Annotated in this window: 12 protein-coding genes and 2 rRNA genes; 2 read left to right on the forward strand and 12 right to left on the reverse strand. The window is 46.3% G+C overall.

The genetic code is table 11. The features are described 5' to 3' along the window. Positions 1-318: 318 nt before the first annotated feature. From AWM73_RS07080 to AWM73_RS07095, 4 genes are all read right to left on the reverse strand, one after another. A complete protein-coding gene (locus AWM73_RS07080) occupies positions 319-1,308 on the reverse strand; it encodes a ribose-phosphate diphosphokinase (RefSeq protein ID WP_060778693.1) in 990 nt (329 codons plus the stop codon). A gap of 84 nt (positions 1,309-1,392) precedes the next feature. After that, positions 1,393-2,778 carry a bifunctional UDP-N-acetylglucosamine diphosphorylase/glucosamine-1-phosphate N-acetyltransferase GlmU gene (glmU, locus tag AWM73_RS07085; RefSeq protein ID WP_060778694.1) on the reverse strand — a complete coding sequence of 462 codons (1,386 nt, stop codon included), beginning with the start codon at positions 2,776-2,778 and terminating at the stop codon, positions 1,393-1,395. A 62-nt stretch (positions 2,779-2,840) separates the two neighbouring features. After that, positions 2,841-4,145, reverse strand: coding sequence for a DEAD/DEAH box helicase (locus AWM73_RS07090; RefSeq protein ID WP_060778695.1), 1,305 nt, complete (start codon positions 4,143-4,145; stop codon positions 2,841-2,843). Between the two features lie 2 nt (positions 4,146-4,147). After that, entirely contained in the window at positions 4,148-5,260 is a 1,113-nt protein-coding gene (locus tag AWM73_RS07095; RefSeq protein ID WP_060778696.1) for a metallophosphoesterase, read from the reverse strand. A 193-nt stretch (positions 5,261-5,453) separates the two neighbouring features. On the opposite strand from AWM73_RS07095, the gene uvrC reads away from it, so the two are divergent. Then, on the forward strand, positions 5,454-7,274 hold the full coding sequence (gene uvrC / locus AWM73_RS07100) for an excinuclease ABC subunit UvrC (protein WP_060779089.1): 1,821 nt from the start codon (positions 5,454-5,456) through the stop codon (positions 7,272-7,274). Between the two features lie 75 nt (positions 7,275-7,349). On the opposite strand, the gene AWM73_RS07105 is transcribed toward uvrC, so the two are convergent. The 5 genes from AWM73_RS07105 to AWM73_RS07125 form a co-directional block, all read right to left on the reverse strand. After that, positions 7,350-9,284: a DUF975 family protein gene (locus AWM73_RS07105; RefSeq protein ID WP_060778697.1), complete on the reverse strand. Its 1,935-nt coding sequence runs from the start codon at positions 9,282-9,284 to the stop codon at positions 7,350-7,352. Positions 9,285-9,305: 21 nt separating this feature from the next. After that, positions 9,306-10,142, reverse strand: a complete 837-nt coding sequence (locus AWM73_RS07110; RefSeq protein ID WP_060778698.1) for a hypothetical protein — start codon at positions 10,140-10,142, stop codon at positions 9,306-9,308. 14 nt (positions 10,143-10,156) lie between these two features. Further along, positions 10,157-10,501 carry a barstar family protein gene (locus AWM73_RS07115; RefSeq protein ID WP_060778699.1) on the reverse strand — a complete coding sequence of 115 codons (345 nt, stop codon included), beginning with the start codon at positions 10,499-10,501 and terminating at the stop codon, positions 10,157-10,159. An 11-nt stretch (positions 10,502-10,512) separates the two neighbouring features. Then, a complete protein-coding gene (locus AWM73_RS07120; protein WP_060778700.1) occupies positions 10,513-10,962 on the reverse strand; it encodes a ribonuclease domain-containing protein in 450 nt (149 codons plus the stop codon). 129 nt (positions 10,963-11,091) lie between these two features. Continuing rightward, the gene (locus AWM73_RS07125; RefSeq protein WP_076340268.1) at positions 11,092-11,457 is read right to left on the reverse strand and encodes a thioredoxin domain-containing protein; all 366 of its coding nucleotides are present in this window, start codon (positions 11,455-11,457) and stop codon (positions 11,092-11,094) included. A 142-nt stretch (positions 11,458-11,599) separates the two neighbouring features. Here AWM73_RS07125 and AWM73_RS07130 point away from each other — a divergent pair, with 142 nt between their 5' ends. Continuing rightward, on the forward strand, positions 11,600-12,544 hold the full coding sequence (locus tag AWM73_RS07130; RefSeq protein ID WP_060778702.1) for a glycosyltransferase family 2 protein: 945 nt from the start codon (positions 11,600-11,602) through the stop codon (positions 12,542-12,544). Positions 12,545-12,568: 24 nt separating this feature from the next. Here the strand turns inward: AWM73_RS07130 and AWM73_RS07135 are convergent, their stop codons facing one another. From AWM73_RS07135 to AWM73_RS07145, 3 genes are all read right to left on the reverse strand, one after another. Continuing rightward, positions 12,569-13,111, reverse strand: a complete 543-nt coding sequence (locus tag AWM73_RS07135; RefSeq protein WP_060778703.1) for a 5' nucleotidase, NT5C type — start codon at positions 13,109-13,111, stop codon at positions 12,569-12,571. A 261-nt stretch (positions 13,112-13,372) separates the two neighbouring features. Further along, positions 13,373-13,488 (reverse strand): 5S ribosomal RNA (rrf, locus tag AWM73_RS07140). 77 nt (positions 13,489-13,565) lie between these two features. Further along, positions 13,566-16,469 (reverse strand): 23S ribosomal RNA (locus AWM73_RS07145). Positions 16,470-16,643: the final 174 nt, after the last annotated feature.

The following is a 16,643-nucleotide window of genomic DNA, read 5'->3' on the forward strand; positions in this document are numbered from 1 at the left end:
CAACAAAATCTGTACACCGCCCACAGCGAGGGGGATGTACAGATGACTTGCTACTAGTAATTTTCTTCATTTTAGCGAAAAAAAGCTACCCTCACAAGTTTTTTCGCCTAGATGGAAGTAGAGTGTGACAAGTGCACCAAAGAGCAAGATCATTGGAAGAAAAAGACGTAAGAATTCACGAAGAGAATTCGTAGCCGTTTTCTGAAATGGACGCTTGCTCTGCGCTTGGAACACAGTTTTGAATGCATGCTATTAAAAAGAAGCTCAGACATCAGTCAAAGCTTCCTCTACAATAAGATTATTCTTCTTTAATTTTTTCTAGTCTTTGGCTTCCATACCCTTGAATTGTTCGCGGAAGAGCGGACTCACTGATTTGTTATTTTGAATCCGATAGATGGCTTCAGCAATCAGTTCAGAAACAGAAACTGTCGTGATCTTATCAATTTTCTTTTCCTCAGGGAGGTTGATTGAGTCGGTTACCACAATTTCATCAATATTAGCGTTTTCTAGACGTTCAATGGCTGGACCGGATAAGACAGGGTGGGTACAGCAGACCGTCACCGAAACAGCGCCGGCTTCTTCTAAGGCATTGGAAGCAGCAGTGATGGTGCCGGCGGTATCGATCATGTCATCGATAATGATACAATCTTTACCTTTGACTTCACCAACAATATTCATGACTTCGGCAACGTTGGCACGTGGACGACGCTTGTCGATAATAGCAATTGGCGCATCCAGGAATTCAGCCAATTTTCTAGCCCGGGTTACCCCGCCATGGTCAGGAGAGACAACGACAATGTCTTTGCCTTGATAAAGATCTTTATCAAGGAAGTAATTAGCCAGTAAAGGAGCCCCCATTAAGTGGTCCACCGGAATATCAAAGAAACCTTGAATTTGGCTGGCGTGTAGGTCGAGGGCAAGCACTCGGGTAGCTCCAGCATCTTCAATCATATTAGCGACCAATTTGGATGTAATCGGTTCACGTGGTTTGGCCTTACGGTCTTGGCGGGCATAGCCGAAGTAAGGAATCACCACATTGATTTGATCAGCGCTGGCCCGGCGGCAGGCATCGATCATAATCATTAGTTCCATTAAGTTCTCATTGACTGGTGCAGAAGTCGATTGCAAAATATAAATATTATCGCCACGAATGGATTCTTCAATGTTAATGTGAATTTCACCATCACTAAAGTGGTTAACATTTATTTTTCCCAATTCAATTCCCAAACAATCAGCAACCTTCTGTGCCAAGGGTTTGTTAGAATTTAATGAGAAAAGCTTAAAGTTTTTATCTTCATGTTCTGACATTGTCATAAGTTCCTCCTAAAACCTAAATGTTTAAAAACTATGTCCCTACCATACTATCTTACCATAGATGTAAGCTCTTTAGGGTTAACTTTCCGGCTTATTTTTAGAAATAGGTAATTTGTGCCAGTAATTTTCTTTATTACTTTGCCGTGACCGGGCGATGGCCAGGGCCTCCTTAGGAACGTCTTCAGTAATGGTTGACCCGGCAGCGACAAAACTATGATCAGCCAGGCTAACCGGGGCAACAATATTGGCATTGGAACCGATAAAGCTATAGTCGCCGACCTGACTGCGGTGCTTACTATAACCATCATAGTTACAGAAGATCACCCCGCAACTGAGGTTAATATAGCTGCCTAAGTCAGCGTCTCCCACATAGGTTAAGTGGCCGGCCTTGGTGTGGTCCCCGAGACTAGCGTTTTTAATTTCAACGAAGTTACCAATATGAACGTATTCTCCCAAGACTGATTGGGGTCTGAGATGGGCCATGGGACCAATCGAGGTATGAGAGCCGACTTGACTACTTTCAATTTTAGAAGAATCTACCGTCACTTCATCGCCAATTTGGCTATCCACGATCTGGCTGTTACCTAGAATATGGCAGTTCTTACCGATACGGCTATGTCCTAAGAGGGTCACCTGACCTTCAATAATGGTGTCTTGGCCGATGGAGACTTCCGCATCGATTTTGGTTGTTTGGGGATCTAAGATAGTTACCCCATTATCCATCCAGTAGCGGTTGTTTCTTTGATAGTAGAGCTGGTTGGCTTGGGCCAGGGCTTGTCGGTCATTAACCCCCAAAGACTCGCCAAAATCAGCCATTTGATAAGCCGAAATCCGTTCGCCTTGGCTACGTAAGATTTCAATCACATCTGGGAGGTAATATTCCCCTTGGGCATTGTCATTGCCCACTTGGTGGAGGGCTTCAAAAAGGGCCTGGTTATCAAAGACATAGGTTCCGGTGTTGATTTCCTTCACTGCCTTTTCTTCTGGCTTGGCATCCTTTTCTTCAACAATTTTAGACACCGACCCATCTTGCTTACGGATAATTCGACCGTAGCCACTTGGGTCTTCGGCCTTAGCGGTTAAGATGCTGGCCTTAGCCCCCTCAGCTTCATGGACATCGAGTAAGTCTTCCAGGGTAGCCTGGGTAATTAGGGGCGTGTCTCCACAAATCACCAGGGTAGAGCCTTCCTTGTCAGCCAGTAAATCTTCCGCTTGTAAAACCGCATGGCCCGTCCCTAATTGTTCTTCTTGGAGGCAGAATTGACTTTGCCCTGCTAAGACTTTTTCGACCTCTTCGGCTCCGAAACCGACAATGGTAATGACCTCATTAAAGCCGGCTGCCTTAACATTATCTAAGACGTGAGCCACCATGGGCTTATTAGCGACCTCATGTAATACCTTATACTTATTTGATTTCATCCGGGTTCCCTTACCAGCAGCAAGGATAATCGCATAACGATCCATTGTTTTATATGCACTCCTTCATTTTTAGTCCTCTATTATTCTAATGAAGTTTTTCTTGGGCTTCAATTCTTTTTTGCTTTTTTACGCCGGGCGCCCTTGTTCTTTTGCTGGCGTTTTCGATTTTTCTTTTTCTTGCTCTTGCCAGCCAACTGGCCAGATGAATGAGTCGCCTGCTTTGAAGTTTGAGGCTTTTTCGCCTTTCTGCTTGGCTGGTCAGGCTTGGGCTGGCTCGTGGCATTGACCAGGAGACCTTGGTAGAGATAGTACTCTTCCAGTTTGGTCCCTTCTGGTAAGACTTGTTTAAGTTCTCTCAGGGTGCGGTCATTATTACAGAAAGTCAAGACCAAACCTTCTTGGCCCATCCGCCCAGTCCGGCCACTGCGGTGGACATAGGTAGCTTGGTCCTTGGCCAGGTCGTATTGGATCACACAGGCTAAACCAGGAAGATCCAAGCCCCGGCTGGCCAGGTCGGTCGTGAATAAATAAAGCAGCTGACCACGGCTAAAGGCTTGGATGACTCTTTGCCGGTCTTGACCACTCATTTCCGCATGCAAGGCCGCCACAGGTAACCCATGGTAGCTTAACTTTTGCTCAAGCATATCCACATCGGCCTTGGTACGAACAAAGACCAAGGCCCTAAAGTCGGCTAACTGGGCCAGGCTGCGCAGGCGGTCCACTCGTTTGCGGACGGGTGTTTGCAGGTAGCCATGGTGGAGATTAGCCTGGCTGGATAGGTCATCTCTGAGGTCAATCACTTGGTCGATGGCTAAGAGTTCCTTAGCCTTTGCCAGACTGTCAGTAGTGATAGTGGCCCCAAAAGCGATATTTTGCCGGTGTTTGGGGAGACGTTTGATTAAATCTGTGAATAGAGGAAGGCTGTCAGCTTTTAGCAAGTCATCGACTTCATCACAGACCAAATATTTCACTTGGTGGACTTTTAATTTCCGTTGTTCAATGAGTTCATTAATCCGCCCTGGACTAGCCACTACGATTTCCGGCTTGGCCTTCAATTGGTCAATCTGGCGCTTGATGTTAGCTCCACCGATGACTAGCTGGAGATTTAGGTCAAGGGACTGGGCCCAAGGGCGGGCCACGCTAGCAATTTGACTGGCTAATTCCTGGGAAGGAGCCAGGATAATTAACTGTAACCCCTCCTGGGCTTGGACCTGAGTTAAGCTGGCTAAAAGATAAGCCAGAGTCTTCCCGGTCCCGGTTGCCGATAAGGCTAAGAGGTTCTCCCCTTTTAAAATACTGGGCCAAGCAGCGGCTTGGACAGGTGTGGGTTGGTCAAAGCCTTGTGACTCCCAGTGGTCCTTAAGGGGCTGGGCTAAGTGACTAACAACTAAAGTGTCATGCTCTACTTTCAACGTTAAACCTCATCGCTCTCTTCGTTAACACTTAAATACTTGCTTCTTTGCCCCTGGTCAGGGCCAGTAATAGCTAATGTCTCAGCCTCTATTTCTGACTGGACCGGGACAAGGCCCGTATGGGTATTTTGGGCAGCTAATTCTTCGTCGACTTCATTATTGAGGATGGCCTTGGCTTGCTTCCAGGACAAGCCCCCATAAGCAGCAATTTCGCGGTCGGTTTCCGCCAGTTCCCGTTCCAAGAAAGCTTCTTTAGAAGCAGTTAATTGCACCACAACCAGTTCTGCTTGGTTATTGAAACGAACATGCCACTTAGGCGCCCCAATCCCCCGTGAAATCACTAGACACTTGTATTGGTCACCCGGCAGGCGGAAAACTCCTTCGCTATATTGAGGCAAGTGGCCTTGGTCAGAAGCGTAAAGACCTCCTAGTCCCGGTATCCGAATCTGACCACCTTGGGCATGGCCCGAAAGAACCAGATCGGGTGATTTCTCGATCGATTCATGGTAACGTAAGAAAGCTTCTGGATGGTGGGCGAGTAAGATCTTAGGTAAGGCTACTTGGTCCGCTTCAAGAGGGAGATAACGTAAGGCATCCCCTTTTAAGAAGTGGCGGCCTGGTTTTTCCGCTAGGCCCATGACGACCAGGTCTTGCCCATGAAGCGTGATGGTTTCCGCTTGGTCATGTAAGACCCTGACCCCTGCTTGTCTCAAGAGTTCTTCCATTAAATGGCTATACGGGCTCTTCACTTCATTGGAGCCGCTGACATAGAATACTGGGGCGAAGTTGGCTAATTGCTTGATAAAGACAGCCAGTTCTTGGCGGTCAAAGGCCTTTTCGGGATGGATGAGGTTTCCTGTAATCGCAATCAGATCGACCTCTTCCTCTTTGACAGCCTTGAGGATGTCTATAGCCTTAACCCTTTGGTCAGGAAAATTAAGGTCGGACAAGTGGGCAATTTTTACCCCTTCCAAACCGCCAGCATAACGAGGACTTTCGACTAAATAATGGGTTGTTCCCAGTTGATAATTTTGAAAATAAAGATAGGCCAGACTACCACCAATGACAGCAGCAGATTGCAGGCCCTTCTTAAAGAATTGATTCTTTTGACTCATATGATTGCCTCCCTTTGACTAAATGATCTCAGTGAGCTAAGTACTTCTTATATTTTAGCATAAGCCGTCCGCTTTATCCCACTTAAGCTCACCCGCCAGGCGGCTTGGATGGATTTTTTAAGCGGGATTGCTATAATAGATAAATGAGTTTAAAGTAAATAAACATTATGGATTAGAAAGGAGATGATTCTTGGTGGCCAACCAACTGATCGAAAATAAACTGAAATTAGTTCCTAAAAAACCAGGTTGCTACATTATGAAGGACCGCAACCAACACATTATCTATATTGGAAAAGCCAAGAATCTCTTTAACCGGGTGCATTCCTACTTCCGCAGTCAGCATACCGGGAAAACCGCCCAATTAGTATCAGAAATTGCTGACTTCGAAGTCATTATGACCAACACCAACAAGGAAAGCCTCTTGTTGGAAATTAATCTTATCAAAAAATACAAACCTCACTATAACATTATGCTCAAGTATGGGACCATGTATCCCTACCTGAAAATTACCAATGAAGAAGACCCCCAACTGATCATCACTTCTGACGTCAAAGAGGACGGGGGCAAATATTTTGGTCCTTATCCCAATGTCAATGCCGCGACCAGTACCCGGGACCTGCTCCAAAAAACCTATCCCTTAAGAAAATGTGGCAAGAATGAAAAACGCGCCTGCTTCTACTACCATCTGGGCCAATGCATTGGCTGCTGTGACCACGAAGTATCGGCCCAAGAATATGCCCAACAGATTAAGCGGATCACCCGCTTTTTGAATGGGGACGTCCAAACCATTAAAGAGGACCTTCAGAATAAAATGGCCCAAGCCTCAGAAAATATGCACTATGAGCGAGCCGCTGAATACCGCGACCAAATTAACTATATTGAGCAAACCGTTGAACCGCAAAATGTCATGAGTAAGCAATACAATAACCGCGACGTTTTTGCCTATTACTACAACCATGGTTGGATCAGCATCCAAGTTTTCCTCCTGCGTCAATTTTCCATTATCAAACGGGATTCGGCCCTCTTCGCCTGCTATAACGATCCCGCAGAAGAATTGACCTCCTATATTGTTCAGTTCTACCAAGAGCAAAACCACACCCTACCTAAGGAAGTACTGGTACCGGAAAATATCGATACCCGGCTCTTGGGTGATGCTCTCGAAATCTCAGTAGTCACCCCTAAACGCGGGGATAAACGCCATATGCTCGACCTGGCTACCGAGAACGCCCAATTAGCCCATGAACAAAAATTCCGCTTATTAGAAATGAATGAGAAGAAAACCCGGGGAGCTGTTGAAGAGCTTAGTGCCGCCTTAAATCTGCCCTATCTCAGACGGATGGAAAGCTTTGACTTTTCCAATATATCAGGGGTGGACAATGTTTGTGGAATGGTGGTCTATGAAGACGGCCGTCCCAATAAGAAGGCTTACCGCAAGTTCAAGATCAAGTCTTTCCAAGGGGCCAATGAATACCAAGCTACCCAAGAAGTCATCCGCCGCCGCTATAGCCGACTCTTAAAAGAAGGCAAGGACCTACCAGATATCGTTCTCATGGATGGGGGAAGTATTGAAGTCAATGCCGCCCGGGATGTCTTAGTTAATGAACTGGGCCTCGACGACCTAGCAGTTGCTGGCATGGTCAAAGATGACAAGCACCGGACTTCCCATTTAATCTATGGCGATGACCATGCCATTGTGCCCCTAGATCCCAAGTCCCAGGCCTTCCATTTGGTTCAGAGAATTCAAATCGAAGTCGACCGCTATGCCAAGACCTTCCACCGGCAAGTCCACCACAAGAATTCTTTCCAATCCCGTCTTGATAGTGTCAAAGGGGTGGGCCCTAAAACCCGGCGCAAGGTCCTCAGTCACTTTAAAACCATTAAGGCCATCCGCCAGGCCGACCTGAGTGAAATCCAAGGATTGGGCATTCCTGAACAGGTGGCCGAGTCCATCCACCGGCTGGCTTGGGAAGGCCACAAGGGGTCGCCCTACTCAGACCAGGATAAAAGTTCTTAGACCTCTTTTATAGTTAATTGAACAGCAAAAAACGGAGTAAGCCTCAAGCTACTCCGTTTTTCTTTACACTTTTTACTACTTATCGGTTGACTCTTGGTCTTCTTCTTGGTCTGGAGTCAAAGGATCGCCATCGAGGAAATCCGATTGATTCACAATCGATTTGTCATAACTGCTTTGCGCGCTGCGGTCAGCGGCGAGGAGGATATCGTCCTTATGCTTGGCTTGTTTAAAGTTAGTCTTCTTAGGGGTGTTGTAGCCATAAGGGTCATAAGGTTTCTTCTCAACGTCTTCATCCGCTGGGGCAGCTGTAGACTCCTCTGCAACAGTTTCCGCTGGGTCAGCCTTATCCACTGAATCTGGACGGTCTTCTGACGGGGTTGATTCTTCTAGGACTGGGAAGTCAAAAGCGCTTGTTTCTTCTTCCTCTGGACTGGTCTCAACTTGGTCACTTTCTGTCACTTCAAACTCTTTATCTCGCGGCTTTTCCACTTGCTCTGGAGCGATTTCCTCTTTAGTAGAACTTGCTTCAGGCTGACTATAGTCTTCAGCCAGGTCAAAGATATCCGAAGCGGGCAGAACTTCTTCCTGTTGACTATCATCGAGGACATAGCCTGGATCAGCATAGTCATAGGCCCCTTCATCTGGTTTATCGGACTTATGATCCATTTGAGAATCAGAAGAAACAGGCTCATCTTGACTGCCAGCAGGTGCCATCACCATAATCTCATCATCGCCCGCTTGACTTTCTAAAGAAGCGGGGTCAAGAGCAGGACTCTCATTTTCTGGATAAGTGGCTTGGGTTTGACTATCTGTCTCTTCACCACCTGCCTTAAAATCATCTTGGTCTGGGCCATAGGTTTCTCTAAAGGCCGCTTCGGAAAGATAGTCGTCACTAGAAGAGGCAGAGCCATCTAGGGCATTTAATTCAGAAGCATCGATGGCCATAGTATCTGCCGTAAATTGAGGCCGGTCTTCTGTATGGTAGAAGTCAGCAATATTATCGCTGGCTTCAGCGCCAAAACCAGGGAAATGGTCATTGAGGTAGAGAGCGTATTGCTTGGTTTGTTCCCGGTAAAAGACCGCTTGAACCACCATGAACTTAATCAAATTACCAAACAAGAATAAGATCACCAGGGCTCCCAGGCCTAATTGGGCCCAGAAATAATAGTCGGCTTGGGGGAAGGCTGTTCTAAAGTAAGCCATCAAGAGACTCACCAGTCCACCAATAATCAGGGGCGTAAAAACATAGCCTAGACCCATCTTGAAGAGGCGCCATTTATTCCCCCGCATCAACTGCCAGCTCATTCTCAAAGACCGGAAAACCCCAGTTTCTTCATTATCGTAAGTTGGGAACATAATAAAGTTAAAACCATAGTAGAGCCAGCTGGTCAAGAGGGCAAGTAAAAACAGTAATAATAGCGCAATCAATAGATAGAGCACATGGACGACGATTCCAGTCACCTGGCCAATGGCTGCCCGAGCGGTGGAAAGGACGACCACATAATAGAAGAATAAAATTGTGGCTAAAACTAAATAAAAAACAAAGGTAGAGAACCAACGCACAATAGCCGCCAAGAAATTTGTAATATAGTGGCGGATAGGCCGATGAGTAAAGGCTGACCATACCCGGCCAATATGATGGTTTCCTCCATCAACCATTTCGAGTAAGGACCAAGGAGTGCCAAAGACCCATACTTGAACCATGAAAAAGCTGATTAAGAAGGTCACCAATAGGGTGATTCCTAAGGCGATGGGATCGGTACTTTGTCCGACTTGGTTAATTATTTCACCAATCAAACCCGGCGTATCTAAAAATACCCGGTTGATCGAAAAAGATTGGACACTAAGGGGTTGCAACCAATTGGCTAAAAAGGCCAAGAGGCTGGTAAAAGCAAAAGTGATGACTAGATTCAGTAAAAACATCCCGGTTAAAGATAAGCGATTGCCAGAAATGGCTGACTTAGCCTTATCTTTAAGCTCGCGGTTGCTTTGATTAAGTTTCAGCTGCATGTATATCCTCCTTATGACTCCTTAAACACTAAGAGCATTTTCTTCACGTTCCAATTGTAAAACAATGGCTCCTGCATAATTACGTTCAGCGGCAAAGCGTCCTGACTTTAAATGATAATCCACGTTTTGTCGGCTAGTTTGGTTCATCTTGGCTATGGCACTAGCATAGCCCTTTTCATAGAGACCAGTCACATAAAAATGGTCACTCTGTATTTTAGCATGTAAATCAACAATTTTTAAGGGCTTTCGCGCTTGAAAGTCAATAGTTTGATAGTCCTGTAACTTCTCCTCCATGGCATAGACCGGCATTTTTAAGATTTCCAAGGCTTCGATCTCTTGAAAAGGCCATTCACTGGTCATGGCATAGGCGGTATACAGAGGGAATTGGAGTTCATAGGACAGTCGCAGGGCTCTTTGGATCTCAGACTGTTCTTTGATGATCTCTTGCCAGGCCAAAAGCAGCATATTGGTCAGCTGGTCCTCTAAATAATTAGCGTTATAGAGTAGGACCCCTTCTCCCAAGGACTGGGCCTCCAAGAGGGCTTGACTCGCATAGTGGTAGGCCGGACTGGCGACTAGTCCCGCTTGCGAATCAAGGCTACCATAAGCGATGCTGGCATTGACCTGAATCGGATACATAAGCTGGTCGAGCAAGCGGTAGGCTAAGAAGGCCGATGCCGTATGGTTAAAGGTTAAGAGCCATTGCTCTTCACTTAGAGCATAGGGCGAATCCAAACGATCTGGGGTAAAAATTTGGCTCACAATCCCAATCCCCCGCTCTAATAATAAGTGTAAATCGGCCTTGTCTAAGTCAGGGTAATGACCAGCAATATAAAGTAAAGTCTTCCTGGCTGTCACATGACTCTTCCTTTCTAGTCAATAATTTCAAGCTGGGGGTTAACCGCCCCGGCTGCCTTAATCATAGTAAAAAAAGGCTCAGCCTTACTTGCCAAATTGCTTCTTAAGTCAACGGGGTGCTTCAAGATAAGCTTGAGAGGTTTAGAATTGGCGGTCAAAACATCATATAGAGCGTCCAAGTTACCGGCAAAAGTCACGCTCTTATCCATCCCCTGGGCAAAGGCCCGATAGAGATCCTGGCTGTCCTTGATCAAGCGACCGTCAAGAATCACTTGATAGGCCCGGGGGTTGTTGTTCACCTGGCCATGGTAGCGGTTAGGAGATGGCTGTGTTTTCCTAGTCTTATTTTTTCCGTTCATTGTCCTTCACCTCAATACAACTGTTTAAAGCTTTGGTAATGGTCATCCGTATAGTAGATGTCGCCAGATGAGGAATATACCAGGCGGTCATCACCCCGATAGCCCCCATAGTAGTTGACATCAGCTTCCCGGTAGGTCTCATCAGCCGGTAACTTCTTTTCAAAGTTACCAAAATGATCGCCACCAATGGTTTTCTTATCGGTCACTTCCCATAAATTGCCCTTATCACTTTCCCATCCAGCCACCTGGGCTTCTTTTTTAGTGATATAATTTGGCGGAAGTTCCTGGTAGGCATTGAGATAGGCACTAACCTCTTCATCAGAGCGATAAACCTGACCATACTCCACCTGGTTTTCTACCTGCTGATGGGAGACTTGATCCAGAACTTGGTCCAAGCCTTGGCAACCCGCTAGGCAAAAGACTAAAACTCCCGTTAAGAGAAAAGTTAAAAACCGCTTCATTGCTATAATCACCTACTTCATTTTTCTCTATTATAGCAAAAGCCTAGCTAAAAGAAAAAAGGTGCCCAGTCCAGTATTGACACCTTTTCGATAAACATGCTCGTATTTTATTTTTTCGCTAGTGAGAAATTATTGAGCGATTTTCTCTCTAATGCTTTCGATTGAATCTGAGGAATCAACACCTAGGTTTTCTAAGCGTTTTTCCCCACCGATACGCACTAGGGCAGGCACTGTTGCCACTTGGGCTTGTTCTCTAAATTCTTGAATGGCAACACTTTCCGCGGTGGCGGTTGAATCCAAGTAAGCAATCTCCAAATCATCGCTTTCAATGATTTCAATTAATTTAGGTAGGAACTTGCGGCAATAAGGACAAGTTGGCCGCCCCACGAAAACTAAGGATTCTTCCTTACTATCTAGATTAGAAAGCAGGTCTTTGGCGTTCACCCGGTTTAATTTTTCAACAGCTTCATTAAATTCACTTTCACTATAAGCCATATTTTCCACAACCTTTCCTTTCTATAATAACTTAAATTTCATAAAAATTAAAATAAATGAATTATAAAAGTCCTGACTTTTGCTATACTCAAGGGTGTAAGCACGAGAATCAGACTTGTAAAGTAAACATGAGGTGACCCCATTGAAGTCAATTTCTATTATTATCCCTTGCTACAATGAAGCCGACAACATCCGTCCCTATTACCAGGCCATGTTAGAGACCATGGCTCACTTTCCTGACCAATTGGACTGGCAGCTCCTCTTTATTGATGACGGATCCACAGACCAGACACTCCAACAAATCAAGGTTCTAAGCCAAACAGATTCGCGGCTGACTTACCTAGCTTTTTCTAGGAACTTCGGCAAGGAAGCGGGCATCTATGCTGGTTTACAACACAGCCATGGAGACTATGTTGTGATTATGGACGTCGACCTCCAAGACCCGCCTGAATTATTGGTCCCCATGTACCAAAAACTCAAAGAAGAAGACTATGACTGTGTGGTGACTCGCCGTCAAGACCGGCAAGGAGAATCTTGGTTTCGCTCCCAGTGTGCCCGTCTCTTTTACTGGCTGATTAACCAATTATCCCACACGCCTATTCGCAGCGGGGAAAGAGACTACCGCATGATGACTCGGCAAATGGTCGATAGTGTCCTCAAAGTCAGTGAAGTCAACCGTTTCTCTAAGGGGATCTTTAATTGGGTCGGCTACCAAAAGACCTATATCGATTTTCCCAACCACCAACGCCAATTTGGCCACAGCCATTTTAGCTTTTGGAATCTCTTGGTATATTCCTTAGAGGGGATTATTTCCTTTTCACAAATTCCCCTCAATATCATCGCTATCCTAGGACTGATTGTCTTTATTGTAGCTATTGGATTAGCGGCCTTCTTTATGATCCGTACCCTGCTCTTTGGTAATCCCACCTCGGGCTGGACATCAACCATTGTTATTATTTTACTCATGGGCGGTTTACAAATGCTTTCCCTAGGTATCGTGGGTAAATATATTGGCAAGACCTTTCTAGAAAGTAAAAGGCGTCCCCTTTACCTGGTTAAGGAAAGTAACCTTGAAGAGGACGACTAATAAAAAAACTTTTTGCTGAGGGACTTATTCAGACAAGCCAGCAGATCCATAAAAATAGTCCAGGGCTGCCTCCCAGCTATCCAGCCGGTCGGGATAATTTTCCGTCAAGTTATGGGGTGCTGAAAAGAGCAGCCCCTTACCATTAAAACCTTGAAAATGACGACTATTATCATCAATCAAATAATCAGCCCCCAAAATCGACTTTTGCCCACAGAAGACATAGTGACTATCGGGGATAAAGTCAAAATGCTGGGCTAACCACTCATACTTAGCGGTAAAAGAAGTCGGAAACTCCATTGCAGCCGTAGTAATAAAGACTTCATAGTCCTGACTGAGTTGCCAAAGGGCCTCTTGTGCCCCCTCAATGATCCCAAGATCAGCAAAATAATTAGGATCAGCCACCATATCATGGAGTGCTTTTTGGTACTGGGGAAATAATTGATCCAAGTTCTTCCCAAGGAGGTCTTCTTTTTTAATTTGAAAATCATAGTTTTCATTAAACAAACGAATTTGCTTGGCTAAAAAATCAGCAATCACTTCGTCCATATCTACAGCAATTTTTTGCATAGGCGTCAACCCTTTCTTAGCTGTGCATTCAAAAATATTACTTCTCTCTAGCTCCTTAATGCTAGGTCGAGACAGTTACCACCAGCAAGCAAGTCTTATTCACTAGACCTGTTCTTGCTGGTTTTTATTATATTTTTACTGCCTTATAAGCAATTTCTCCCTAGTTTAACCAATTCTATGATCTATTAAAACACAGAGCCTTAAGCTATTCCAAAAGAAAAACACAAAAAAAGCCATTCTTATTGGAATGACTCTTTATTAGCACGGCAACGTCCTAGTCTCACAGGGGGCAACCCCCAACTACATTCGGCGCTAAGAAGCTTAACTGCTGTGTTCGGGATGGATACAGGTGGGTCCTTCTTGCCATCGTCACCGTACAATTTATTTTTTTGAGCTTGTTCGCTCAAAACTGAATCTATCATAATCCCCTTAAACCTTCATACAACCTTATCCTTTGGATAAGTCCTCGACCGATTAGTATTTGTCCGCTCCACTTATTACTAAGCTTCCACTCCAAACCTATCAACCTGATCGTCTTTCAGGGGTCTTACTACTTTTAAAGTATGGGAAATCTCATCTTGAGGGGGGCTTCACGCTTAGATGCTTTCAGCGCTTATCCCGTCCACACATAGCTACCCAGCCATGCTCCTGGTGGAACAACTGGTACACCAGCGGTGTGTCCATCCCGGTCCTCTCGTACTAAGGACAGCTCCTCTCAAATTTCCAACGCCCGCGACGGATAGGGACCGAACTGTCTCACGACGTTCTGAACCCAGCTCGCGTACCGCTTTAATGGGCGAACAGCCCAACCCTTGGGACCGACTTCAGCCCCAGGATGCGATGAGCCGACATCGAGGTGCCAAACCTCCCCGTCGATGTGAACTCTTGGGGGAGATAAGCCTGTTATCCCCAGGGTAGCTTTTATCCGTTGAGCGATGGCCCTTCCATGCGGAACCACCGGATCACTAAGCCCGACTTTCGTCCCTGCTCGACTTGTAGGTCTCGCAGTCAAGCTCCCTTCTGCCTTTACACTCTGCGAATGATTTCCAACCATTCTGAGGGAACCTTTGGGCGCCTCCGTTACACTTTAGGAGGCGACCGCCCCAGTCAAACTGCCTGACTGACACTGTCTCCCGACCAGCTAATGGTCGCGGGTTAGAATGGTCATCCCACAAGGGTAGTATCCCACCAGTGCCTCCATCGAGACTAGCGTCCCGACTTCGATGGCTCCTACCTATCCTGTACATGTGGCACAAACATTCAATATCAACCTACAGTAAAGCTCCATGGGGTCTTTCCGTCCTGTCGCGGGTAACCAGCATCTTCACTGGTACTACAATTTCACCGAGCCTCTCGTTGAGACAGTGCCCAAATCGTTACGCCTTTCGTGCGGGTCAGAACTTACCTGACAAGGAATTTCGCTACCTTAGGACCGTTATAGTTACGGCCGCCGTTTACTGGGGCTTCAATTCAGAGCATCGCATACGCTAACCCTTCCTCTTAACCTTCCAGCACCGGGCAGGCGTCAGCCTCTATACATCATCTTTCGATTTGGCAGAGACCTATGTTTTTGATAAACAGTCGCTTGGGCCTATTCACTGCGGCTGACCTTGCGGTCAGCACCCCTTCTCCCGAAGTTACGGGGTCATTTTGCCGAGTTCCTTAACGAGAGTTCGCTCGCTCACCTTAGTGTTCTCCACTCGACTACCTGTGTCGGTTTGCGGTACGGGTTGTTTGATTCTCACTAGAAACTTTTCTTGACAGCGTGACGTCGGCGGCTTCGGTACTTTATTTCCCTCCCCGTCACAACTCATGAAATCTGAGGCAAGCCTTTCACTCACCTTCTCACTCATTGCTTGGACGCGTTTTTCCATCTCCGCGCTCCGCTTAGCCTTCTGTGTCCTTCCATCGCTCAAACAAATCAAACAAGTACAGGAATCTCAACCTGTTGTCCATCGCCTATCCCTTTCGGTCTCGGCTTAGGTCCCGACTAACCCTGGGAGGACGAGCCTTCCCCAGGAAACCTTAGTCATTCGGTGGACGGGATTCTCACCCGTCTTTCGCTACTCATACCGGCATTCTCACTTCTATACGCTCCACATGTCCTCACGATCATGCTTCTCTGCCTATAGAACGCTCTCCTACCATCCTACGGATCCACAGCTTCGGTGTTCAGTTTAGCCCCGGTACATTTTCGGCGCAGGGTCACTCGACTAGTGAGCTATTACGCACTCTTTCAATGATGGCTGCTTCTAAGCCAACATCCTAGTTGTCTAAGCAACCCCACATCCTTTTCCACTTAACTGAAACTTTGGGACCTTAGCTGGTGGTCTGGGCTCTTTCCCTTTCGACTACGGATCTTATCACTCGCAGTCTGACTCCCGGACTAAACTATTTGGCATTCGGAGTTTATCAGATGTCGGTAATCCAGGATGGACCCCTCGATCAAACAGTGCTCTACCTCCAATAGTCATCATCCGAGGCTAGCCCTAAAGCTATTTCGGAGAGAACCAGCTATCTCCAAGTTCGATTGGAATTTCACCGCTACCCACACCTCATCCCCGCCTTTTTCAACAGACGTGGGTTCGGCCCTCCAGTGTGTTTTACCACACCTTCAGCCTGGACATGAGTAGATCACTTGGTTTCGGGTCGACGACAACAAACTCAACGCCCTCTTCAGACTCGCTTTCGCTGTGGCTCCGCTTCTTCAGCTTAACCTTGCTTGCTATCGTCACTCGCCGGTCCGTTCTACAAAAAGTACGCCATCACCCCTTAACGGGCTCTGACTGCTTGTAGGCATACGGTTTCAGGTACTCTTTCACTCCCCTTCCGGGGTGCTTTTCACCTTTCCCTCACGGTACTGGTTCACTATCGGTCACTAGGGAGTATTTAGGCTTGCCAGATGGTCCTGGCGGATTCCGACGGAATTTCACGTGTACCGCCGTACTCAGGATACTGAATGAGGTGGCTGAGCTTTCGCCTACGGGATTGTCACCCTCTCTGATCGCCCTTTCCATGGCGTTCGACTAGCTCATTCACTCCCGTCCATCAGTCCTACAACCCCAGCATGCAAGCACGCTGGTTTGGCCTCTTTCCGTTTCGCTCGCCGCTACTCGGGAAATCGATTTTTCTTTCTCTTCCTGTGGCTACTGAGATGTTTCAGTTCACCACGTCTACCGTCCGCTCAACTATGTGTTCACTGAGTGGACCATTGTCGATTAAAACAATGAGGTTCCCCCATTCGGAAATCTCCGGATCAAAGCTTACTTACAGCTCCCCGAAGCATATCGGTGTTCGTCCCGTCCTTCATCGGCTCCTAGTGCCAAGGCATTCACCGTACGCCCTTATTCACTTAACCACCGGTTAAGTTGTATGATGCGAAAAGTTTTAAAACTCTTTCTTTTTCGGTTTTTACGCTTGGTAAAATTGGTTTATTGACATTTCTATCTCGCAAAAAATAGAAATGCGGAATGTTATGATAGTATTCAGTTTTCAAAGAACAATAGAGAGTTAGACCTCTCAAAACTAAACA

Source organism: Aerococcus urinae, from assembly GCF_001543175.1.
GTDB classification, from domain to species: Bacteria; Bacillota; Bacilli; order Lactobacillales; family Aerococcaceae; genus Aerococcus; species Aerococcus urinae.

What these genes read in the sequence shown, in the direction of transcription:
- AWM73_RS07080 (WP_060778693.1), bottom strand. Translation starts at nt 1,308, where the DNA reads ATGTCAGAACATGAAGATAAAAACTTTAAGCTTTTCTCATTAAATTCT.
- glmU (WP_060778694.1), bottom strand. Translation starts at nt 2,778, where the DNA reads ATGGATCGTTATGCGATTATCCTTGCTGCTGGTAAGGGAACCCGGATG.
- AWM73_RS07095 (WP_060778696.1), bottom strand. Translation starts at nt 5,260, where the DNA reads ATGAGTCAAAAGAATCAATTCTTTAAGAAGGGCCTGCAATCTGCTGCT.
- AWM73_RS07105 (WP_060778697.1), bottom strand. Translation starts at nt 9,284, where the DNA reads ATGCAGCTGAAACTTAATCAAAGCAACCGCGAGCTTAAAGATAAGGCT.
- AWM73_RS07115 (WP_060778699.1), bottom strand. Translation starts at nt 10,501, where the DNA reads ATGAACGGAAAAAATAAGACTAGGAAAACACAGCCATCTCCTAACCGC.
- AWM73_RS07120 (WP_060778700.1), bottom strand. Translation starts at nt 10,962, where the DNA reads ATGAAGCGGTTTTTAACTTTTCTCTTAACGGGAGTTTTAGTCTTTTGC.
- AWM73_RS07125 (WP_076340268.1), bottom strand. Translation starts at nt 11,457, where the DNA reads ATGGCTTATAGTGAAAGTGAATTTAATGAAGCTGTTGAAAAATTAAAC.
- AWM73_RS07135 (WP_060778703.1), bottom strand. Translation starts at nt 13,111, where the DNA reads ATGCAAAAAATTGCTGTAGATATGGACGAAGTGATTGCTGATTTTTTA.